The sequence below is a fragment of the Bacillus sp. es.034 genome (assembly GCF_002563655.1).
In the GTDB taxonomy this organism is placed as follows: Bacteria; Bacillota; Bacilli; order Bacillales; family Bacillaceae_B; genus Rossellomorea.
The window spans coordinates 3,402,146-3,418,653 of sequence record NZ_PDIY01000001.1 but is presented as its reverse complement, the minus strand read 5'-3'; the positions used below and the strand labels follow the sequence as shown (position 1 = coordinate 3,418,653).

17 protein-coding genes are annotated in these 16,508 nt (G+C 43.2%); all 17 read left to right on the top strand.

Going from position 1 to position 16,508, the window contains the following annotated elements; all coding sequences use genetic code 11:
• The 17 genes from flhB to ATG71_RS17320 all read left to right on the top strand — a co-directional run bounded on the left by flhB (position 1) and on the right by ATG71_RS17320 (position 16,507).
• Positions 1–1,083 carry a flagellar biosynthesis protein FlhB gene (gene flhB / locus ATG71_RS17400; RefSeq protein WP_098440764.1) on the top strand — a complete coding sequence of 361 codons (1,083 nt, stop codon included), beginning with the start codon at positions 1–3 and terminating at the stop codon, positions 1,081–1,083.
• 18 nt (positions 1,084–1,101) lie between these two features.
• A complete protein-coding gene (flhA, locus tag ATG71_RS17395) occupies positions 1,102–3,138 on the top strand; it encodes a flagellar biosynthesis protein FlhA (RefSeq protein ID WP_098440763.1) in 2,037 nt (678 codons plus the stop codon).
• On the top strand, positions 3,135–4,304 hold the full coding sequence (flhF, locus tag ATG71_RS17390; protein ID WP_098440762.1) for a flagellar biosynthesis GTPase FlhF: 1,170 nt from the start codon (positions 3,135–3,137) through the stop codon (positions 4,302–4,304). Before flhA ends, flhF begins: the two co-directional genes overlap by 4 nt.
• Positions 4,285–5,145 (top strand): MinD/ParA family protein, encoded by an 861-nt coding sequence (locus ATG71_RS17385; RefSeq protein ID WP_098440761.1) that lies wholly within the window; start codon positions 4,285–4,287, stop codon positions 5,143–5,145. The genes flhF and ATG71_RS17385 overlap by 20 nt, the downstream gene beginning before the upstream one ends.
• Positions 5,146–5,154: 9 nt before the next feature.
• Entirely contained in the window at positions 5,155–6,231 is a 1,077-nt protein-coding gene (locus ATG71_RS17380; protein WP_098440760.1) for a protein-glutamate methylesterase/protein-glutamine glutaminase, read from the top strand.
• A 15-nt stretch (positions 6,232–6,246) separates the two neighbouring features.
• Positions 6,247–8,283: a chemotaxis protein CheA gene (locus ATG71_RS17375; RefSeq protein WP_098440759.1), complete on the top strand. Its 2,037-nt coding sequence runs from the start codon at positions 6,247–6,249 to the stop codon at positions 8,281–8,283.
• Between the two features lie 12 nt (positions 8,284–8,295).
• On the top strand, positions 8,296–8,742 hold the full coding sequence (locus ATG71_RS17370) for a chemotaxis protein CheW (RefSeq protein WP_098440758.1): 447 nt from the start codon (positions 8,296–8,298) through the stop codon (positions 8,740–8,742).
• 41 nt (positions 8,743–8,783) lie between these two features.
• Positions 8,784–9,392 (top strand): chemotaxis protein CheC, encoded by a 609-nt coding sequence (locus ATG71_RS17365; protein WP_218925532.1) that lies wholly within the window; start codon positions 8,784–8,786, stop codon positions 9,390–9,392.
• Positions 9,389–9,886 carry a chemotaxis protein CheD gene (locus ATG71_RS17360; protein ID WP_098440756.1) on the top strand — a complete coding sequence of 166 codons (498 nt, stop codon included), beginning with the start codon at positions 9,389–9,391 and terminating at the stop codon, positions 9,884–9,886. The genes ATG71_RS17365 and ATG71_RS17360 overlap by 4 nt, the downstream gene beginning before the upstream one ends.
• A 75-nt stretch (positions 9,887–9,961) precedes the next feature.
• The gene (locus ATG71_RS17355; RefSeq protein ID WP_098440755.1) at positions 9,962–10,720 is read left to right on the top strand and encodes a FliA/WhiG family RNA polymerase sigma factor; all 759 of its coding nucleotides are present in this window, start codon (positions 9,962–9,964) and stop codon (positions 10,718–10,720) included.
• 151 nt (positions 10,721–10,871) lie between these two features.
• Positions 10,872–11,381, top strand: coding sequence for a DUF6115 domain-containing protein (locus ATG71_RS17350; RefSeq protein WP_098440754.1), 510 nt, complete (start codon positions 10,872–10,874; stop codon positions 11,379–11,381).
• Positions 11,382–11,540: 159 nt separating this feature from the next.
• Positions 11,541–12,248, top strand: coding sequence for a 30S ribosomal protein S2 (gene rpsB / locus ATG71_RS17345; RefSeq protein ID WP_034760179.1), 708 nt, complete (start codon positions 11,541–11,543; stop codon positions 12,246–12,248).
• Positions 12,249–12,397: 149 nt separating this feature from the next.
• Positions 12,398–13,279 (top strand): translation elongation factor Ts, encoded by an 882-nt coding sequence (tsf, locus tag ATG71_RS17340; RefSeq protein ID WP_098440753.1) that lies wholly within the window; start codon positions 12,398–12,400, stop codon positions 13,277–13,279.
• An 88-nt stretch (positions 13,280–13,367) separates the two neighbouring features.
• The gene (gene pyrH, locus ATG71_RS17335) at positions 13,368–14,093 is read left to right on the top strand and encodes a UMP kinase (protein ID WP_034760174.1); all 726 of its coding nucleotides are present in this window, start codon (positions 13,368–13,370) and stop codon (positions 14,091–14,093) included.
• Positions 14,093–14,650, top strand: coding sequence for a ribosome recycling factor (frr, locus tag ATG71_RS17330; protein ID WP_098440752.1), 558 nt, complete (start codon positions 14,093–14,095; stop codon positions 14,648–14,650). The genes pyrH and frr overlap by 1 nt, the downstream gene beginning before the upstream one ends.
• Positions 14,651–14,933: 283 nt before the next feature.
• Complete coding sequence (locus tag ATG71_RS17325) at positions 14,934–15,725, top strand: undecaprenyl pyrophosphate synthase (RefSeq protein WP_098440751.1); 792 nt, start codon at positions 14,934–14,936, stop codon at positions 15,723–15,725.
• Positions 15,725–16,507 (top strand): phosphatidate cytidylyltransferase, encoded by a 783-nt coding sequence (locus ATG71_RS17320; RefSeq protein ID WP_098440750.1) that lies wholly within the window; start codon positions 15,725–15,727, stop codon positions 16,505–16,507. Before ATG71_RS17325 ends, ATG71_RS17320 begins: the two co-directional genes overlap by 1 nt.
• The last annotated feature ends 1 nt before the right edge of the window (position 16,508 follow it).

The window sequence follows — 16,508 nt, the reverse complement described above, 5'->3', positions numbered from 1 at the left end:
TTGCAGTGGCTATCATTAGACCTACAGTATTTCAGTGGGGAAAAGACAGAGAAAGCAACCCCGAAAAAAAGGGATGACGCCAGAAAAAAAGGTCAAACAGCGAAAAGTCAGGATGTCAATACGGCCATCATTCTGCTGGCTGTCTTTTTATTTCTGACCTTCAGTGCTTCCTATATAGGGGACATCGTGTTTGATTTGTTTCATCAAACGTTTCAGGAATACATGCTCATGGATCTTACTGAAAATACCGTTCAAGTCATCACCATGGACTTGATGAAGGAAATTGCCCTGCTCCTTGGTCCGATCATGCTCGTCGCCCTCGTTGCCGGCTTGATCTCCAATTATATACAAGTGGGCGTGATGTTCACGACAGAGCCCTTACAGCCTAAACTGGAGAAGATCGATCCCATCAAAGGGTTTAAGCGGATTTTTTCCATGCGTGCCATTGTCGAATTATTAAAATCCATCCTAAAAATTTCATTTGTAGGGGCCATTACCTTTGTCGTTCTATGGATGAATATCGACCGGGTGTTGAGTCTGTCATTTAAATCGGTGGGAGATTCCTTGACGACCATGGCAAGTCTGACGATTCAGATGGGGATTGCAGCCTCCCTTGCGTTATTATTCTTATCTCTTTTTGATTTTCTTTATCAGAAATACGATTTTGAGAAGAACATACGGATGTCAAAACAGGACCTGAAAGACGAACATAAAAACGTTGAAGGTGACCCCCTCATCAAGTCTAAGATTAAGCAAAGACAGCGGGAGATGGCCATGCGGCGCATGATGCAGGAAGTACCAGAAGCAGATGTGGTGATCACCAATCCTACTCACTTTGCCATTGCCCTTAAATATGATGAGGATAAAATGGATGCCCCGTATGTCGTGGCAAAGGGTGTTGATTACCTGGCACAGAAAATAAAATACATCGCAGGCGAAAATGACGTCGTCATGGTGGAGAACCGGCCACTGGCCCGTTCGCTCTACGACTCGGCAGAAATCGGCGATGCCGTACCTGAAGAATTTTTCAAAGCAATAGCAGAAATTTTAGCTTATGTTTACCGAATCAAAAACCAGATGTAAGCAGTTAGGAGAGAAACAATGTCAGCAAGAGATTTATCCGTTTTAGCCAGTGTCATACTAATCGTTGCCATGCTTATTATTCCATTCCCATCCTGGTTATTGAGCTTATTGATCATCATGAATATTTCACTTGCATTACTTGTCCTCCTAATTTCCATGAATATGAATGAACCATTACAGTTTTCTATATTTCCTTCCCTATTATTATTATTGACGCTTTTCAGATTGGGTCTAAATGTTTCCACAACGAGATCGATCCTTAGTAAGGGTGAAGCGGGGGACGTTGTGGAAACCTTTGGAACATTCGTTGTAGGTGGGAATATCCTTGTTGGACTTGTTGTATTCATCATATTGATCGTCATACAATTTATTGTCATCACGAAGGGTTCTGAGCGGGTATCTGAAGTTGCCGCGCGCTTTACACTCGATGCCATGCCCGGGAAACAAATGAGTATCGATGCTGATTTAAATGCCGGGATGATCTCAGAACACGATGCAAGAAACCGCCGTGAAAAAGTAGGAAGAGAAGCGGATTTCTATGGAGCGATGGACGGAGCATCCAAATTTGTAAAGGGTGATGCCATCGCCGGGATCGTCATCGTCTTGATCAACCTGATATTTGGTATCATCATCGGAATGACCCAACAAGGGCTCCCTATCGCAGAGGCAGCAACCCGGTACTCACTTCTGACTGTCGGCGACGGGATCGTCAGTCAAATCCCGGCCCTGTTAATATCGACAGCAACAGGTATCGTCGTGACGAGGGCTGCGTCTGAAGGAAATCTGGGGCAGGATATCATGAATCAGCTTCTGGCATATCCTGTCATGCTCTATGTATCCGGATTCACTATTTTCATGCTGGGCGTAGCCACGCCAATCAACGATATTCTGACGATACCGGTAGCGGCCCTCCTCGGGATCGGTGGTTATATGTTGTCAAGGACACCTAAAGAAAGTGAAACGGACATCCTTGAAATGGAGGAAGAGGTGGAGCAGGATGAAATGAAGAGTCCTGAAAGCGTCGTAAATCTTCTTAATGTCGATCCGATTGAATTTGAGTTCGGATATGGATTGATTCCACTTGCAGATACAAACCAGGGGGGAGACCTTCTTGACAGGATCGTGATGATCAGACGACAATTGGCCATCGAGCTTGGCCTGGTCATCCCCGTTGTCAGGATCCGGGATAATATCCAGCTTCAGCCGAACGAATATCGGTTGAAGATCAAAGGAAATGAAATGGCTCGTGGGGAACTTCTCTTAGATCATTATCTGGCCATGAGTCCAGGGGTGGAAGATGACTCCATTGAAGGAATCGATACGATTGAGCCGTCTTTCGGCCTTCCCGCTAAATGGATAGCAGAAGATATGAAGGAGCAGGCAGAGATATTCGGGTATACCGTGGTAGATCCCCCTTCTGTGGTGTCAACCCACATTACGGAGATGATTAAGAATAATGCACACGAACTTCTTGGCAGGCAGGAAACGAAGCAGCTCATCGATCATCTGCAGGAATCCTATCCGATACTCGTGGAGGAAGTGACACCGAATCCATTGACCGTCGGAGAAGTACAAAAGGTACTCGCCAAACTATTAAAAGAAAATGTATCCATCCGGAATCTACCGATCATCTTCGAAACACTTGCCGACTACGGGAAGATGAGTTCGGATACAGATTTGTTAGCAGAGTATGTAAGACAGTCACTAGCCAGGCAAATCACCAATCAATATGTTCAAGGGGACACTTCCTTGAAAGTGGTCACCATGAGCGGCAAGGTGGAGAAAATGATTGCCGATGCCATTCAGCAGACAGAGCACGGCAACTATTTATCCATGGATCCCAATGATTCCCAGGGCATTCTGGAAGCTGTCGCCTCACAAGTGGAACAGCTATCCCTTATGGAGGAATCCCCCGTCATTCTGTGTTCTCCTGCAGTGAGAATGTATGTAAGACAGTTAACGGAAAGATATTTTCCACAGGTACCAATCATTTCGTATAACGAATTAGAAGCAAATGTAGAAGTACAAAGTTTAGGGGTGGTGAATATAGGATGAAAGTAAAGAAGTACACGGCTCCATCCATGAATGAAGCAATGAAGAAGGTTAGGGCAGAACTGGGTGAAGATGCAGTCATTCTAAATTCCAAAGTCTCATACACAGGAGGCTTTATTGGATTGTTCAAGAAAAAAATGATTCAAGTCATCGCAGCCATTGACCCGGAGGTTGAAAATGAAAAGCTGGAAATCAGCCGGGTGAAAACGATGCAAGCTTCACCACCGGTCATTCAACCAGCCTTGGTAAGAGAAAAGAAGACTGAATATAATTCCAATCGATTGGTAGAAACAGAAATAAAGGAATTAAAGCAAATGATTTCTTCTATGAATTCCAGGAACCAATTTGAAAAATTCAGTGATGATGTAAAGGAAATTCTACTCCATCTTAAGAACCAGGACGTTAGTGACGCTGCTCTGTTTCAATTGGGTGATGCGATGGAAGAGAGTATCAAAAATGAATCGATTCAACCAGTCAATAAGGATGAATGGGCTCACAAAGAAGTGAAACGCTTTTTTCACCACTTTTTAAAAGAAATTGCCTTTGGTGGCATAAGTTATAAACGGAAATATATCAATGTCATTGGCCCTACGGGTGTGGGTAAAACGACGACTCTTGCCAAAATGGCCGCTGAAGCTGTGATAGAGAAACGCATGAAAATAGCTTTTATCACCACGGACACCTACCGGATTGCGGCGATCGAACAATTGAAAACCTATGCGGGCCTCCTGAACGTCCCTGTTGAAGTGGTCTATAAAATGGAGGACTTCAAAAAAGCAATCGACAAGTTCGTGGACTACGATCATGTATTCATTGATACAGCTGGTCGTAACTTCAGGGAAAGAAAATATGTAGAGGATTTGCAAAAGATCATCGATTTCGATCATCAAATGGAAACCTACCTGGTTCTGTCATTAACAAGTAAAGAGCGGGATATGAGGGAAATCATTTCTCAATTTTCTTCTATTGATATTGACCGTTTCATTTTTACGAAATCAGACGAGACATCAAGCTACGGCAGCATGATCAATATGATGTCTGAGGTAAAGATCGGTGCAGCCTACGTAACGAATGGTCAGGATGTCCCCGAGGATATTACCGAGGTGAAAGAGGATGAGATCGTAAGTATGCTCATGAAAGGATTCAGCTATGAAAGATCAAGCATATAACCTGAGGAGAAAAATGCTCCACACGGGTTCTGAACCTGCTAAAACGATTGCGATCGTAAGTGGAAAGGGAGGGGTCGGTAAATCGAATATATCTACAAACCTCTCCATCCTCCTTGGTAAAGAGAATAAGAAGGTACTATTATTTGATATGGATATAGGGATGGGAAACATTCATATTTTACTTGGAAGCCATCATTCATACTCCATCATGGATTATATTGAGGAAAAAGAACTAGATATCGACACAATTATATGTGAAAATATTCATGGTATCTCTTACATAAGTGGGGGTAATGGCCTAAAGGATATTGTGGAGTGGAAAGAAAGTCAGATGGAACGCTTTTTCGAAGTAATGGAATATGCGATTCATAAGTATGATTATATTCTATTCGATATGGGGGCAGGTGCCACGAAGGAAACACTTGAATTTCTCCTCGCCATGGATGAAATCATCGTTGTCACGACTCCAGAACCGACCTCCATTACCGATGCCTATTCTATGATGAAATACATCTACATGAAGGACGGGGAGAAACCCTTCTATCTGTTATGTAATCGGGCGGAATTCAAGAATGAAGGACTTCAAACCATTACTAGATTACAAGAAACAATGAGGAAGTTCCTTCACAAGGAAATCGTATCCCTGGGTGTGCTTCCAGAGGATTCAACTGTCAGGAAGGCCGTCGTTCACCAAACGCCGATCGTTGTGGGGTATCCTGCATCAGCCATGACACTGAGTCTGCATACGATGGTGCATCGCCTGACAGGTACGAGGGAGTCAAGAGAACGTAAAGGGACAGGGTTTGTAAGGTCAATTCGAAAATTATTTTTTGGGAGGTAAAAGCCCTGAATGAAAAAGGTTCTAGTTGTAGATGATTCAGCATTTATGAGGAAACTTATCAGTGAATTTTTAACGAGCACCAAACAGCTAGAAGTGATAGGGATTGCAAGGAATGGAGAAGACGCGATAGCTAAGATTAAGAGACTTCGACCCGATGTCGTAACCCTTGATGTAGAAATGCCAAAGATGAATGGGATAGATGCGTTAAGGAAAATTATGGAAGAGTGTCCTGTCCCTGTCGTCATGCTTTCTTCCACTACCATTGACGGAGCAGATGAGACCGTTAAGGCCATGGAGCTTGGAGCTGTTGATTTCGTTGCGAAACCATCTGGGACCATTTCATTGGATCTTCATAAGATTCAAGATGAAATGATTGAAAAAGTAGTGGCTGCAAGCAAGGTGAATGTGACGAAAATAACCAGGACGTTACAGAGGGAAACAGCAAATGACCCTGGAATGGGCTCACTTGAAATGACAGGAACATTACCGATTGATCGTACATGGGGTGTGGGTTCCCCTAAGATGATTCTGATCGGAACATCGACGGGTGGCCCCCGTGCCTTACAAAATGTATTAACAGGGTTACCCCGTCAGCTGGATGCACCAATCGTTGTCGTTCAGCATATGCCCCCGGGCTTTACAAGATCACTCGCCAACCGGTTGGATGGTCAAGCGTCGATACATGTGAAGGAAGCCGAACACGGTGAAATCCTCGCAAAAGGAACGGCCTATATTGCCCCGGGTGGTGTACATACAAAGGTGGTAGAAACGGGCGGTCAATTATCGATTGAGCTTTCGAAAGTGGAACCGAGAAATGGTCATAGACCTTCGGTTGACATCTTGTTTGAGTCCGCAAGCCTGATTCGACATTATGCCAAAATAGCTGTGGTTTTGACCGGGATGGGTTCGGATGGTTCGGAAGGACTGATAGAGCTAAAAAAGCAAGGCGAAGTGAAAGCTATTGCAGAATCAAGGGAGACTTGTATTGTGTTCGGGATGCCGAAATCGGCAATCGCTACAAAGTTAGTGGATAAGGTGGAACATATCGGGGATATCCCTCGATCAATTATGACGTACATGGTGTAGAGAGGTGTGGAGCACATGGAGCTGAGTCAATACTTAGAAGTGTTTATAGAAGAAAGTAAAGAAAATCTGCAAACCTGCAATGAGCAATTGCTGGAATTGGAGAAAAACCCGGAAGATCTTACGATTGTCAATGAAATCTTTCGATCAGCACATACCCTTAAAGGAATGTCTGCCACAATGGGATATGAGGATCTAGCAAACCTTACCCATAAAATGGAAAATGTTCTTGATGCCATCCGGAATGAAAAAATAAAGGTGTCACCTGAAATATTGGATGTGGTGTTTAAATCCGTCGATGATCTTGAAGCCATGGTGTTCTCCATTGCCGATGGAGGAGATGGTAAGCGGGATGTCACAGAAGTGGTAGCGATGCTTGAGGCCATAGAAAAAGGGGAAAGTCTACACGCAGCGCTTGTTGACAGCGAGGTCGCTGCAACGGCGGAAACCGCTGAAAGACAGACATCATCCATGCAATATGAAGCCTTTGAGCAAACGGTAATCGAACAATCCCAAGAACAAGGATTCCGTTGTTTTGAAATCTCCGTTACACTCCGGGAAGATTGCCTGCTTAAAGCTGCTAGGGTGTATATGGTCTTTGAAGTGTTGGGGAAATTAGGTGAAGTCATCAAGTCCCTTCCGACTGTAGATCAGCTTGAGGAGGAGCAATTCGACCAATCCTTCGTCATTGCCGTTGTGTCAAAAGAAGACGCCGTACATATAGAGAGTGCGGTGCGTAAAGTTTCTGAAGTGGACGAAGTCTCTGTTGTGGAACTCACGAGCCTGCATCTCGAGAATAAGAATAAAGTGGAGGATGCCCATACAGAACCGGTTCAGAAAGAAGTGGAAGAGAAAGGCCAGGAAACTTCTAAACCTGCCGGCAACGTGACGAAACATTCGAATCCTTCCAACAAAACGATTCGTGTCAATATTGAACGACTGGATGTCCTTATGAATCTATTTGAGGAGCTGGTCATTGATAGAGGGAGATTAGAACAAATCTCCAAAGATTTGAATAATCCTGAGTTAAATGAAACAGTGGAAAGAATGACAAGAATATCAGGGGATTTGCAAAACATCATCCTGAATATGCGTATGGTTCCTGTTGAAACCGTATTTAATCGTTTTCCACGAATGGTCAGGCAGCTTGCACGGGATTTGAATAAAAAAATCGAATTAGATATCATCGGGGCAGAAACAGAACTTGACCGAACGGTAATAGATGAAATAGGTGATCCCCTTGTTCACTTGATACGAAACGCATTGGATCATGGTATTGAAATGCCGGAACTCCGGGTGAAAAATGGTAAGCCGGAACAGGGTACCGTCAAACTGAAAGCGTATCATAGTGGGAATCATGTGTTTATCGAACTGGAAGACGATGGCGCAGGAATCAACAAAGAGAGGGTCCTCGAGAAAGCAATCCAGAAAGGAATCGTTACAGATGAAGCCGCTCATACATTAACTGATCGACAAATCTATGAACTGATACTTGCTTCAGGGTTCTCTACAGCCGAACAAATTTCGGATATATCCGGAAGGGGAGTCGGATTGGATGTAGTAAAAGCGACGATCGAGTCTCTGGGTGGTTCCATTACGATTGATTCCACGGAAGGGCAGGGTTCATTGTTTTCTATCCAATTGCCGCTCACCCTTTCCATCATTTCTGTCATGCTGGTGGAAATCCAAGAAGAAAAGTATGCCATTCCCCTCACTTCCATTATTGAGACGGCAATTGTGAAAAAGGAAGAAATCATGAAAGCTCATAATCAGAGAGTGATCGATTTCAGAGGGAAAGTCGTACCATTGCTGTTCCTCGAGGATGTATTTGAGGTACCGAAACATTCTGAGGAGGAAGAATTGTATTCTGTTGTCATAGTGAGAAAAGGTGAAAAAATGGCTGGGTTAGTCGTCGATTCCTTTATTGGGCAGCAGGAAGTTGTATTGAAATCCTTAGGGAATTATTTGAACGATGTATTTGCGATCTCTGGTGCGACCATTTTAGGGGACGGGCAAGTAGCGCTGATCGTTGATTGCAATGCGTTAATAAAATAGGAGGTAAGGGTAATGAGTGAAATCATAGATACAGTGGAAGATCTAAAGCTTATCGTATTTCAATTGGTGGATAAGGAATACGCCATTCCAGTGCACCAGGTGCGATCCATCGAGAAGCTCGAACATATTACAAGAGTTCCGAGAACTGCCTCCTATGTTAAAGGGGTGATCAACCTGCGCGGGGTTGTGACACCAATCATCGACTTAAGGAGCCGATTCGATTTACCAGTTTCAGAACCTACTGACAGTACACGTGTGATCATTGCAGGATTAGAGGACAAAGAGGTTGGTCTGATCGTGGATGCTGCCAATGATGTGCTGGATGTTTCCAGAGAATCGATTGAACCCTCCCCGGAAGTTGTGGGAGTCGTCGAAGCTGAGTACATCGGCGGAGTCGTAAAGCAAAACAAACGACTTCTGATTGTTCTCCATTTAGATAAAATACTTCAATCCATCTAAGGGGAGAGAATAGTTTGGGCTACGAAAAAAAGATATCATCGATGCATTTAGATATATTGAAAGAAATCGGTAATATAGGGGCGGGGCATGCTGCGACTGCCCTTTCCACCCTGCTTGATAAAAAGATTGACATGAAAGTACCGAGCGTTCAAGTCGTTTCATTTGATGAGATGATGGAAATGGCGGGAGGTCCTGACAATGTGGTCGTAAGTGTATTCTTACGGATTGAAGGGGATGCACCGGGTAGCATGTTCTTTCTATTGCCACTGGAACAGGCGTCCATGTATATCCAAAGCATGATCCAGGATCGCTCCTTCTCATTTAATGCCCCGCCTTATTCAGAACTGGGGCTATCTGCCATGCAGGAATTGGGGAATATTCTTTCGGGTTCATATTTATCCTCCCTGTCGGACTTTACAAATCTTAAGCTTCTCCCGTCCGTTCCTGCTCTATCCGTTGACATGGCAGGTGCTGTTATCGGTTTTGGTTTACTAGAAATATCCCAGGTAAGTGATTATGCAATCGTCATAGACACTGCATTGAAAGAAGAGGAAGTAGAGGAGTCGGAAAGTGTGAAGGGGCACTTTTTCCTCCTGCCGGATCCCGAATCCTTTGAAATCATTTTTCAATCATTGGGTGTAAGTCTATGATAGGCATCAGCACTGTTGTAAAGGTCGGAATTGCGGATATGAATATCGTCGAGGGCGAGGGTTCGATTCGCACCTCGGGCCTTGGATCGTGCGTCGGGGTCGTTTTATATGATGATTTTCTCAAGATGGCCGGGATGGTCCATGTGATGCTCCCTCACTCATCGATCGGAAATGAAATAAAATCAAATCCCGCCAAATACGCCGACACAGGGATCGACGAACTAATAGGTCAACTAAGAAACCGTGGAGCAAACATTAAAAGACTTCGGTGCAAAATGGCCGGCGGTGCACAAATGTTTCAATTTCAATCTAAGAGTGACGTCATGAGGATCGGCCCACGAAATGCGGAAGCTGTTAAAGTTGCCCTTTCTAAGCATGGAATGCCGGTAATTTCCGAGGATTTAGGCGGCAACAAAGGAAGAACGATCGAATTCTTCACGTCCACCGGGATTCTTCAGGTGCGTACGGTAAATGAAGGTACAAAGGAACTGTGAAGTCATTCATTCTGCTCAGGTAAAAGCAATCATTAAACGATACCATGAAAGTATTAGTCAGCAAGGAGGATTCTTATGTCTCAACCATCCACTCGAACAGATGAACAACAATATTGGGAGAAATGGATCAACAGTCGTGATACAGAAGCCGGAGATATGTTAGTGAAAAAGTACATGCCACTTGTGTCGTATCATGTGCAGCGAATTTCCATTGGCCTGCCAAGGAACGTCTCGAGAGAAGATATTAAGAGTCTTGGTTTGATGGGGTTACTGGATGCACTTCAGAAGTTTGATCCTACAAGAGATTTAAAGTTTGATACATATGCGTCGTTCCGGGTCAGAGGGGCCATCCTTGATGGGCTGAGAAAAGAAGACTGGCTTCCCCGGTCTACAAGGGACCGGGCAAAGAAGATCGAGGCCAGGACCGTGGAACTTGAACAAACGCTATTACGCCACGTGACCGCAGAGGAAGTGGCCGCTTCTTTGGAAATGACAACTGAAGAAGTATACCAGACAACAAATGAGCATTTCTTTGCCAATGTCCTTTCCATGGATGAGCAATTGACGGATGACGATCACGAATCTCAAAACTATTCCATAAAAGATCATAAAACGATTTCACCCGAAGACGAAGTATTGAAAGGTGAAAAACTGAATGAATTAGAGAAAACGATCTTAACTCTTTCAGAGAAAGAACAGCTTGTGTTAAGTTTATTCTATAAGGAAGAACTGACGCTGACGGAAATCGGGGAAGTCATGAGCCTGTCCACATCGAGGATTTCGCAGATTCACTCAAAATCCATTTTCAAATTACGAAATTTACTTGGTTCATAAATGCTGTGAAAAAATGAGGGTGCAATAAACCAACAATCATACACGCTGATAGACTGTCCCTGTAACATGCACGTTTGGGAGCAGTCTTTTTACTTGCCGGAATAAACTAAGCAAAATGAAGTATTTAAATAAAACATAATAGGGTGATGACGTGGTTCCGTTTCTACTTTTTATTTCTTTTCTTCTAAATATCGTTTCCCTGCTTTCAATCGTCATTTTATACTCAAGGCAAAACCGTTTTGTAGACATGGAAAAAGAGCAAAAAAAGATCATCGTTGAAATGGAAGATATCATTTCAGCTTATCTGATTGAAATGAAAGAAGAAAATGATGAATTCATGCGAAAGTTCAGTACACAAATTCATAACGACCAAGAAAAAAACCTTCATACCGAAGCGAACGAACAAGAGGACCTCGAGGCTTCTGACAAGGTCACAAAATGGACAGGTGCAGGTTATAAGCGTGCTTCACAAGCTTATAACCAGATGAAAGACCAAGGACCTGACCCCGATGATCAAACCAAAGAATCCGAACAAGACCCACTCCTGGAAAACGTATTGACTTTAAGGCAAAAGGGGATGTCTATTGAAGAAATAGCCGAATCTCTTGGGAAAGGTCAAACAGAAATCGAGCTCCTGCTGAAATTTCGTCAAATTATGTAGGAAGTCCTTGCCTGTCTGGGATAGGTATGCTATAGTATTCATGGTGTGATTACACACGTTTCTCGATTGGGGTAGATGGTGCTATTCTTTAGAATAGTTTCTACTTTCCAGATGACGGAAACGGAGGAGAAAAACAAAACCATTTAGGAGGAAACACACATGTCAGTAATTTCTATGAAACAATTGCTTGAAGCTGGTGTACATTTCGGACACCAAACTCGCCGTTGGAACCCAAAAATGAAGAGATACATCTTCACTGAGCGTAACGGCATCTACATCATCGACCTTCAAAAAACAGTTAAAAAGGTTGAAGAAGCTTATAACTTCGTGAAAGAACTAGCTGGTAACGGCGGTAAAGTTCTTTTCGTAGGAACAAAGAAACAAGCACAGGAGTCTGTTAAAGAAGAAGCAGAACGTGCAGGTATGTACTACATCAACCAACGTTGGTTAGGTGGAACACTTACAAACTTCGAAACAATCCAAAAACGTATCACTCGTCTTAAAAACATCGAAAAGATGGAAGAAGACGGTACGTTTGAAGTACTTCCGAAGAAAGAAGTTGTACAACTTAAAAAAGAACATGAGCGCTTAGTGAAATTCTTAGGCGGAATCAAAGATATGAACACGCTACCTGATGCATTATTCATCATCGACCCTCGTAAAGAGCGTATCGCAGTAGCAGAAGCTCGTAAACTTCATATCCCTATCGTGGGTATCGTTGATACAAACTGTGATCCGGATGAAATCGATGTTGTCATTCCTGCGAATGATGATGCGATCCGCGCGGTTAAGCTTCTAACAGGTAAAATGGCGGATGCTATTTTAGAAGCTAAACAAGGTGAAGAAGCAGCTGTAGCAGCTGAGTAATCAACGAAAGGTGATAAGAGGGCTTACCCTTATCACCTTTTTTTAAAGAATATTCACATGTACCGCACTCTAAAGAGTGTCGGTACATTTATGACTCATACCTATTGGTCCCTGAAGTCTACATAGTCAAACTAAGGAGGAAACCCACTATGGCAATTACTGCACAAATGGTTAAAGAACTTCGTGAAAAAACTGGCGCTGGAATGATGGATTGTAAAAAGGCGTTAACAGAAACTGGCGGAGACATGGACAAAGCAATTGACTTCCTACGTGAAAAAGGAATCGCGAAAGCAGCTAAAAAAGCGGACCGTATCGCGGCTGAAGGGACTACTTACATTGCAAGCGAAGGGAACACTGCAATCATACTTGAAGTGAACGCAGAAACAGATTTCGTTGCGAAAAACGAAAACTTCCAAAACCTTGTTAAAGAACTATCTGATCACCTTCTTGCTAACAAGCCGGCATCTGTTGAAGAAGCTCTTGAGCAAAAAATGGCAAATGGTTCAACTGTAAGTGAATTCATCAACGCTGCCATCGCAAAAATCGGAGAAAAAATCACTCTTCGTCGTTTTGAGATCCGCACGAAAGATGATAACGCTGCGTTTGGTGAATACCTGCACATGGGTGGCCGCATTGCTGTTCTTACAGTAGTGGAAGGTACAACTGACGCAAGTGTAGCGAAAGATGTTGCGATGCACGCTGCAGCACTGAATCCTAAGTATGTTTCCCGCGACCAGGTTTCTGCTGAAGAAGTAGAACGTGAGCGAGAAGTACTTAAGCAGCAAGCACTAAACGAAGGCAAGCCTGAAAACATCGTCGAAAAAATGGTAGAAGGCCGCCTTGGGAAATACTTTGAAGATATCTGCATTTTGGATCAAACATTCGTTAAGAATCCAGACCAAAAAGTACGTCAATACCTGGAAGCAAACAAAGCTACTTTAACTGATTTCACTCGTTACGAAGTAGGAGAAGGTCTTGAAAAGCGTCAAGAAAACTTCGCTGAAGAAGTAATGAATCAAGTTAACAAGTAAGATCAGCTAAAGTTGAACATTATTTAGTAGGGAACACCTAGTGTGTTCCCTATTTTTCAAGAAAAAATCTATTTTTACGGAGGTTCCCATGAGCGTTCCAAAATACAAACGTGTCGTTCTTAAACTTAGTGGAGAAGCATTAGCTGGTGATGATGGCTTCGGAATTAATCCTTCTGTCATTAAAAATGTAGCAGAAGAAGTAAAAGAAATCGCTGAACTTGATGTAGAAGTAGCAGTTGTCGTTGGCGGAGGAAATATCTGGCGTGGTAAAATAGGCAGTGAGATGGGAATGGATCGTGCATCTGCTGATTATATGGGGATGCTTGCGACCGTCATGAACTCTTTGGCTCTTCAAGACAGTCTTGAACAGCTGGGCATCGAGACAAGGGTTCAAACATCCATTGATATGCGCCAAGTGGCAGAGCCATACATTAGACGCAGAGCCATCCGTCATCTAGAGAAGAAACGGGTCGTCATCTTTGCGGCGGGTACAGGTAATCCATACTTCTCAACGGATACTACAGCTGCGCTCCGAGCGGCGGAAATCGAAGCAGAAGTGATTCTTATGGCTAAGAACAACGTAGATGGAGTATATTCAGCAGATCCCAAGAAGGACGAAACGGCTGTTAAATATGAAGAACTATCCTATTTGGATGTTCTGAAGGAAGGCTTGGCCGTAATGGATTCAACAGCATCTTCTCTATGTATGGACAATGATATTCCGCTTATTGTATTCTCAATTATGGAGAATGGAAATATCAAAAGAGCCATCACTGGTGAAAATATCGGTACAATCGTAAGGGGGAAATCATAATGCCAAACACGATCATCACAAATGCAAAAGAAAGAATGACAAAAGCCATTCAAACATTCTCACGTGAGTTAGCGAGCATCCGTGCGGGAAGAGCCAATGCTTCCCTGCTCGATAAGATCTCGGTTGATTACTATGGTGCACCGACACCAGTCAATCAATTAGCAGGAATCTCCATTCCTGAAGCCCGTATGCTTGTCATACAGCCTTATGACAAATCAGCTTTAGGTGACATCGAAAAGGCAATCCTGAAGTCGGATCTTGGGATTACGCCTACAAGTGATGGAAACATCATCCGTATCGTCGTTCCTGCCTTAACGGAAGAGCGACGCAAGGAACTTGTGAAGCTTGTGAAAAAAGAAGCGGAAGATGCAAAGGTTGCCATCCGTAATATTCGCCGTGATGCTAACGATGAATTGAAGAAAAAAGAGAAGAACGGTGACATCACTGAAGATGATCTTCGTGGTTACTCTGATGATGTTCAAAAAGCGACAGATGAAAGTATCGTCAAAATTGATAACATCGCAAAAGATAAAGAACAAGAAATGCTGGAAGTGTAATCTTTCATAAACGAATCATTAGGGGCTGTCCTGTAAGTGAACTCATATTCCTTATGGGCCGGTCCCTTTGTTTTAGTAGAGAGCCAAGAATAAACGACATAGCTTTCCTATTCTCTGATAGCGCGGTTCGTTTCGTTCCGGTCGTGATTGGGCGAACGACCTGGACAAACGATCGAATATTTATATGAATAATACATAATCTATTTTCTTAAAGATATCTTCCTTGTTTTTTGATATGATAGTAAAGGTAAATATTTTTTGGATTGTTGGTGGAGGATTTTTTATGCTAAACAAGCTTAAGCAATGGAAGCGACAGCAAACTTCCGAGGAAGTGGATGATCGATTTCAGGAATTACTAAAACACCCGATTCCGGGTCATATAGCGATCATAATGGATGGTAATGGACGATGGGCCAAAAAAAGGGCATTGCCAAGGGTTGCAGGACACCATGAAGGCATGAAGTGTGTCCGCAGGATTACCAAATTGGCAAATGAACTGGGACTTGAAGCCCTGACCCTATATGCATTTTCTACAGAGAACTGGAAACGCCCTAAAATGGAAGTCGAGTTCCTTATGAAATTACCAGAGGAATTTCTCGGGACGTTTCTCCCCGAGCTGATTGAAGAAAATGTTCAGGTGAAGATGATGGGCTCTCAGGAGGCCTTGCCTTTCCATACGAAAACAGCCGTTAAAAAGGCCATGGATGCAACTAAGCACAATGACGGGCTGATCCTGAATTTTGCTTTGAACTACGGCAGCCGGTCGGAAATCATCGATTCGATGAAGCATGTCTTAAAAGATGTCCAGAATGGAATACTAGATGAAAGTGATTTAAACGAAGAACTATTTTCAAGTTATTTGATGACGAAAGATTTAAAAGATCCAGACCTGCTTATTCGAACGAGTGGAGAAATCCGCTTAAGTAACTTTATGCTTTGGCAGCTGGCTTATACCGAGTTCTTTTTCACAGACGTACTGTGGCCGGATTTCGGTAAGGAACATTTAGTTGAAGCCATCGAAGCATATCAAGGTCGTTCAAGAAGATTTGGTGGGTTACAAAGCGAGGAATCCTAATGAAACAAAGAATTATTACAGCAGTGGTAGCGGCAGCAATATTTTTACCAATCATCATTTTTGGCGAAACGCCATTCATTCTTTTAATGTATTTGATTGCTTCCATTAGTTTATATGAAGCTTTAAAGATGAGGGGCCGATGGATTTTCAGCATCCCGGGATTGTTATCCCTCGCTCTTTTATGGGTATTCCTCATTCCGACGGAAATGATCGGGGTCATTACAGATTTCGGTTACTCCAAGATTGAGCTTGCCTTTCTTGCCGTGTTATTATTTTTAACGTATACAGTGGCGACCAAGAATCGCTTCAATTTTGATGATGTAGCGTATTCACTTTTAAGCGTTTTATATGTAGGGATCGGTTTCTATTATTTCATGGAAATCCGTCTCGAAGGCGTACAATTTGTCTTTTATGCGTTATTTATCATTTGGGCAACCGACTCGGGCGCTTATTTCATCGGCAGGGCAATGGGGAAAAAGAAGCTATGGCCTGAAATCAGCCCGAATAAGACCGTTGAAGGCTTCGTAGGCGGCATCATCTGTGCCGTCATTGTGGGCGTCATCATGACGTTTTTCACCGATCTGGATATGAACATACCTAAACTAGTGATCGTGACAGCGATTCTATCTATTTTTGGGCAAGTAGGGGACTTGGTGGAGTCTGCTCTCAAAAGGCATTACAAAGTGAAGGATTCAGGACATTTACTGCCGGGCCACGGTGGTATGCTGGATCGTTTCGATAGCTTGTTATTTGTTTTTCCCCTCCTTCACTTTCTGTTATAGC

Coding starts and splice junctions, on each gene's coding strand:
- ATG71_RS17370 (WP_098440758.1), top strand. CDS start 8,296: ATGAGTGAAATCATAGATACAGTGGAAGATCTAAAGCTTATCGTATTT.
- frr (WP_098440752.1), top strand. CDS start 14,093: ATGCCAAACACGATCATCACAAATGCAAAAGAAAGAATGACAAAAGCC.
- ATG71_RS17360 (WP_098440756.1), top strand. CDS start 9,389: ATGATAGGCATCAGCACTGTTGTAAAGGTCGGAATTGCGGATATGAAT.
- rpsB (WP_034760179.1), top strand. CDS start 11,541: ATGTCAGTAATTTCTATGAAACAATTGCTTGAAGCTGGTGTACATTTC.
- pyrH (WP_034760174.1), top strand. CDS start 13,368: ATGAGCGTTCCAAAATACAAACGTGTCGTTCTTAAACTTAGTGGAGAA.
- flhF (WP_098440762.1), top strand. CDS start 3,135: ATGAAAGTAAAGAAGTACACGGCTCCATCCATGAATGAAGCAATGAAG.
- ATG71_RS17385 (WP_098440761.1), top strand. CDS start 4,285: ATGAAAGATCAAGCATATAACCTGAGGAGAAAAATGCTCCACACGGGT.
- ATG71_RS17365 (WP_218925532.1), top strand. CDS start 8,784: ATGCATTTAGATATATTGAAAGAAATCGGTAATATAGGGGCGGGGCAT.
- ATG71_RS17325 (WP_098440751.1), top strand. CDS start 14,934: ATGCTAAACAAGCTTAAGCAATGGAAGCGACAGCAAACTTCCGAGGAA.
- ATG71_RS17320 (WP_098440750.1), top strand. CDS start 15,725: ATGAAACAAAGAATTATTACAGCAGTGGTAGCGGCAGCAATATTTTTA.
- ATG71_RS17380 (WP_098440760.1), top strand. CDS start 5,155: ATGAAAAAGGTTCTAGTTGTAGATGATTCAGCATTTATGAGGAAACTT.
- ATG71_RS17355 (WP_098440755.1), top strand. CDS start 9,962: ATGTCTCAACCATCCACTCGAACAGATGAACAACAATATTGGGAGAAA.
- flhA (WP_098440763.1), top strand. CDS start 1,102: ATGTCAGCAAGAGATTTATCCGTTTTAGCCAGTGTCATACTAATCGTT.
- ATG71_RS17375 (WP_098440759.1), top strand. CDS start 6,247: ATGGAGCTGAGTCAATACTTAGAAGTGTTTATAGAAGAAAGTAAAGAA.
- tsf (WP_098440753.1), top strand. CDS start 12,398: ATGGCAATTACTGCACAAATGGTTAAAGAACTTCGTGAAAAAACTGGC.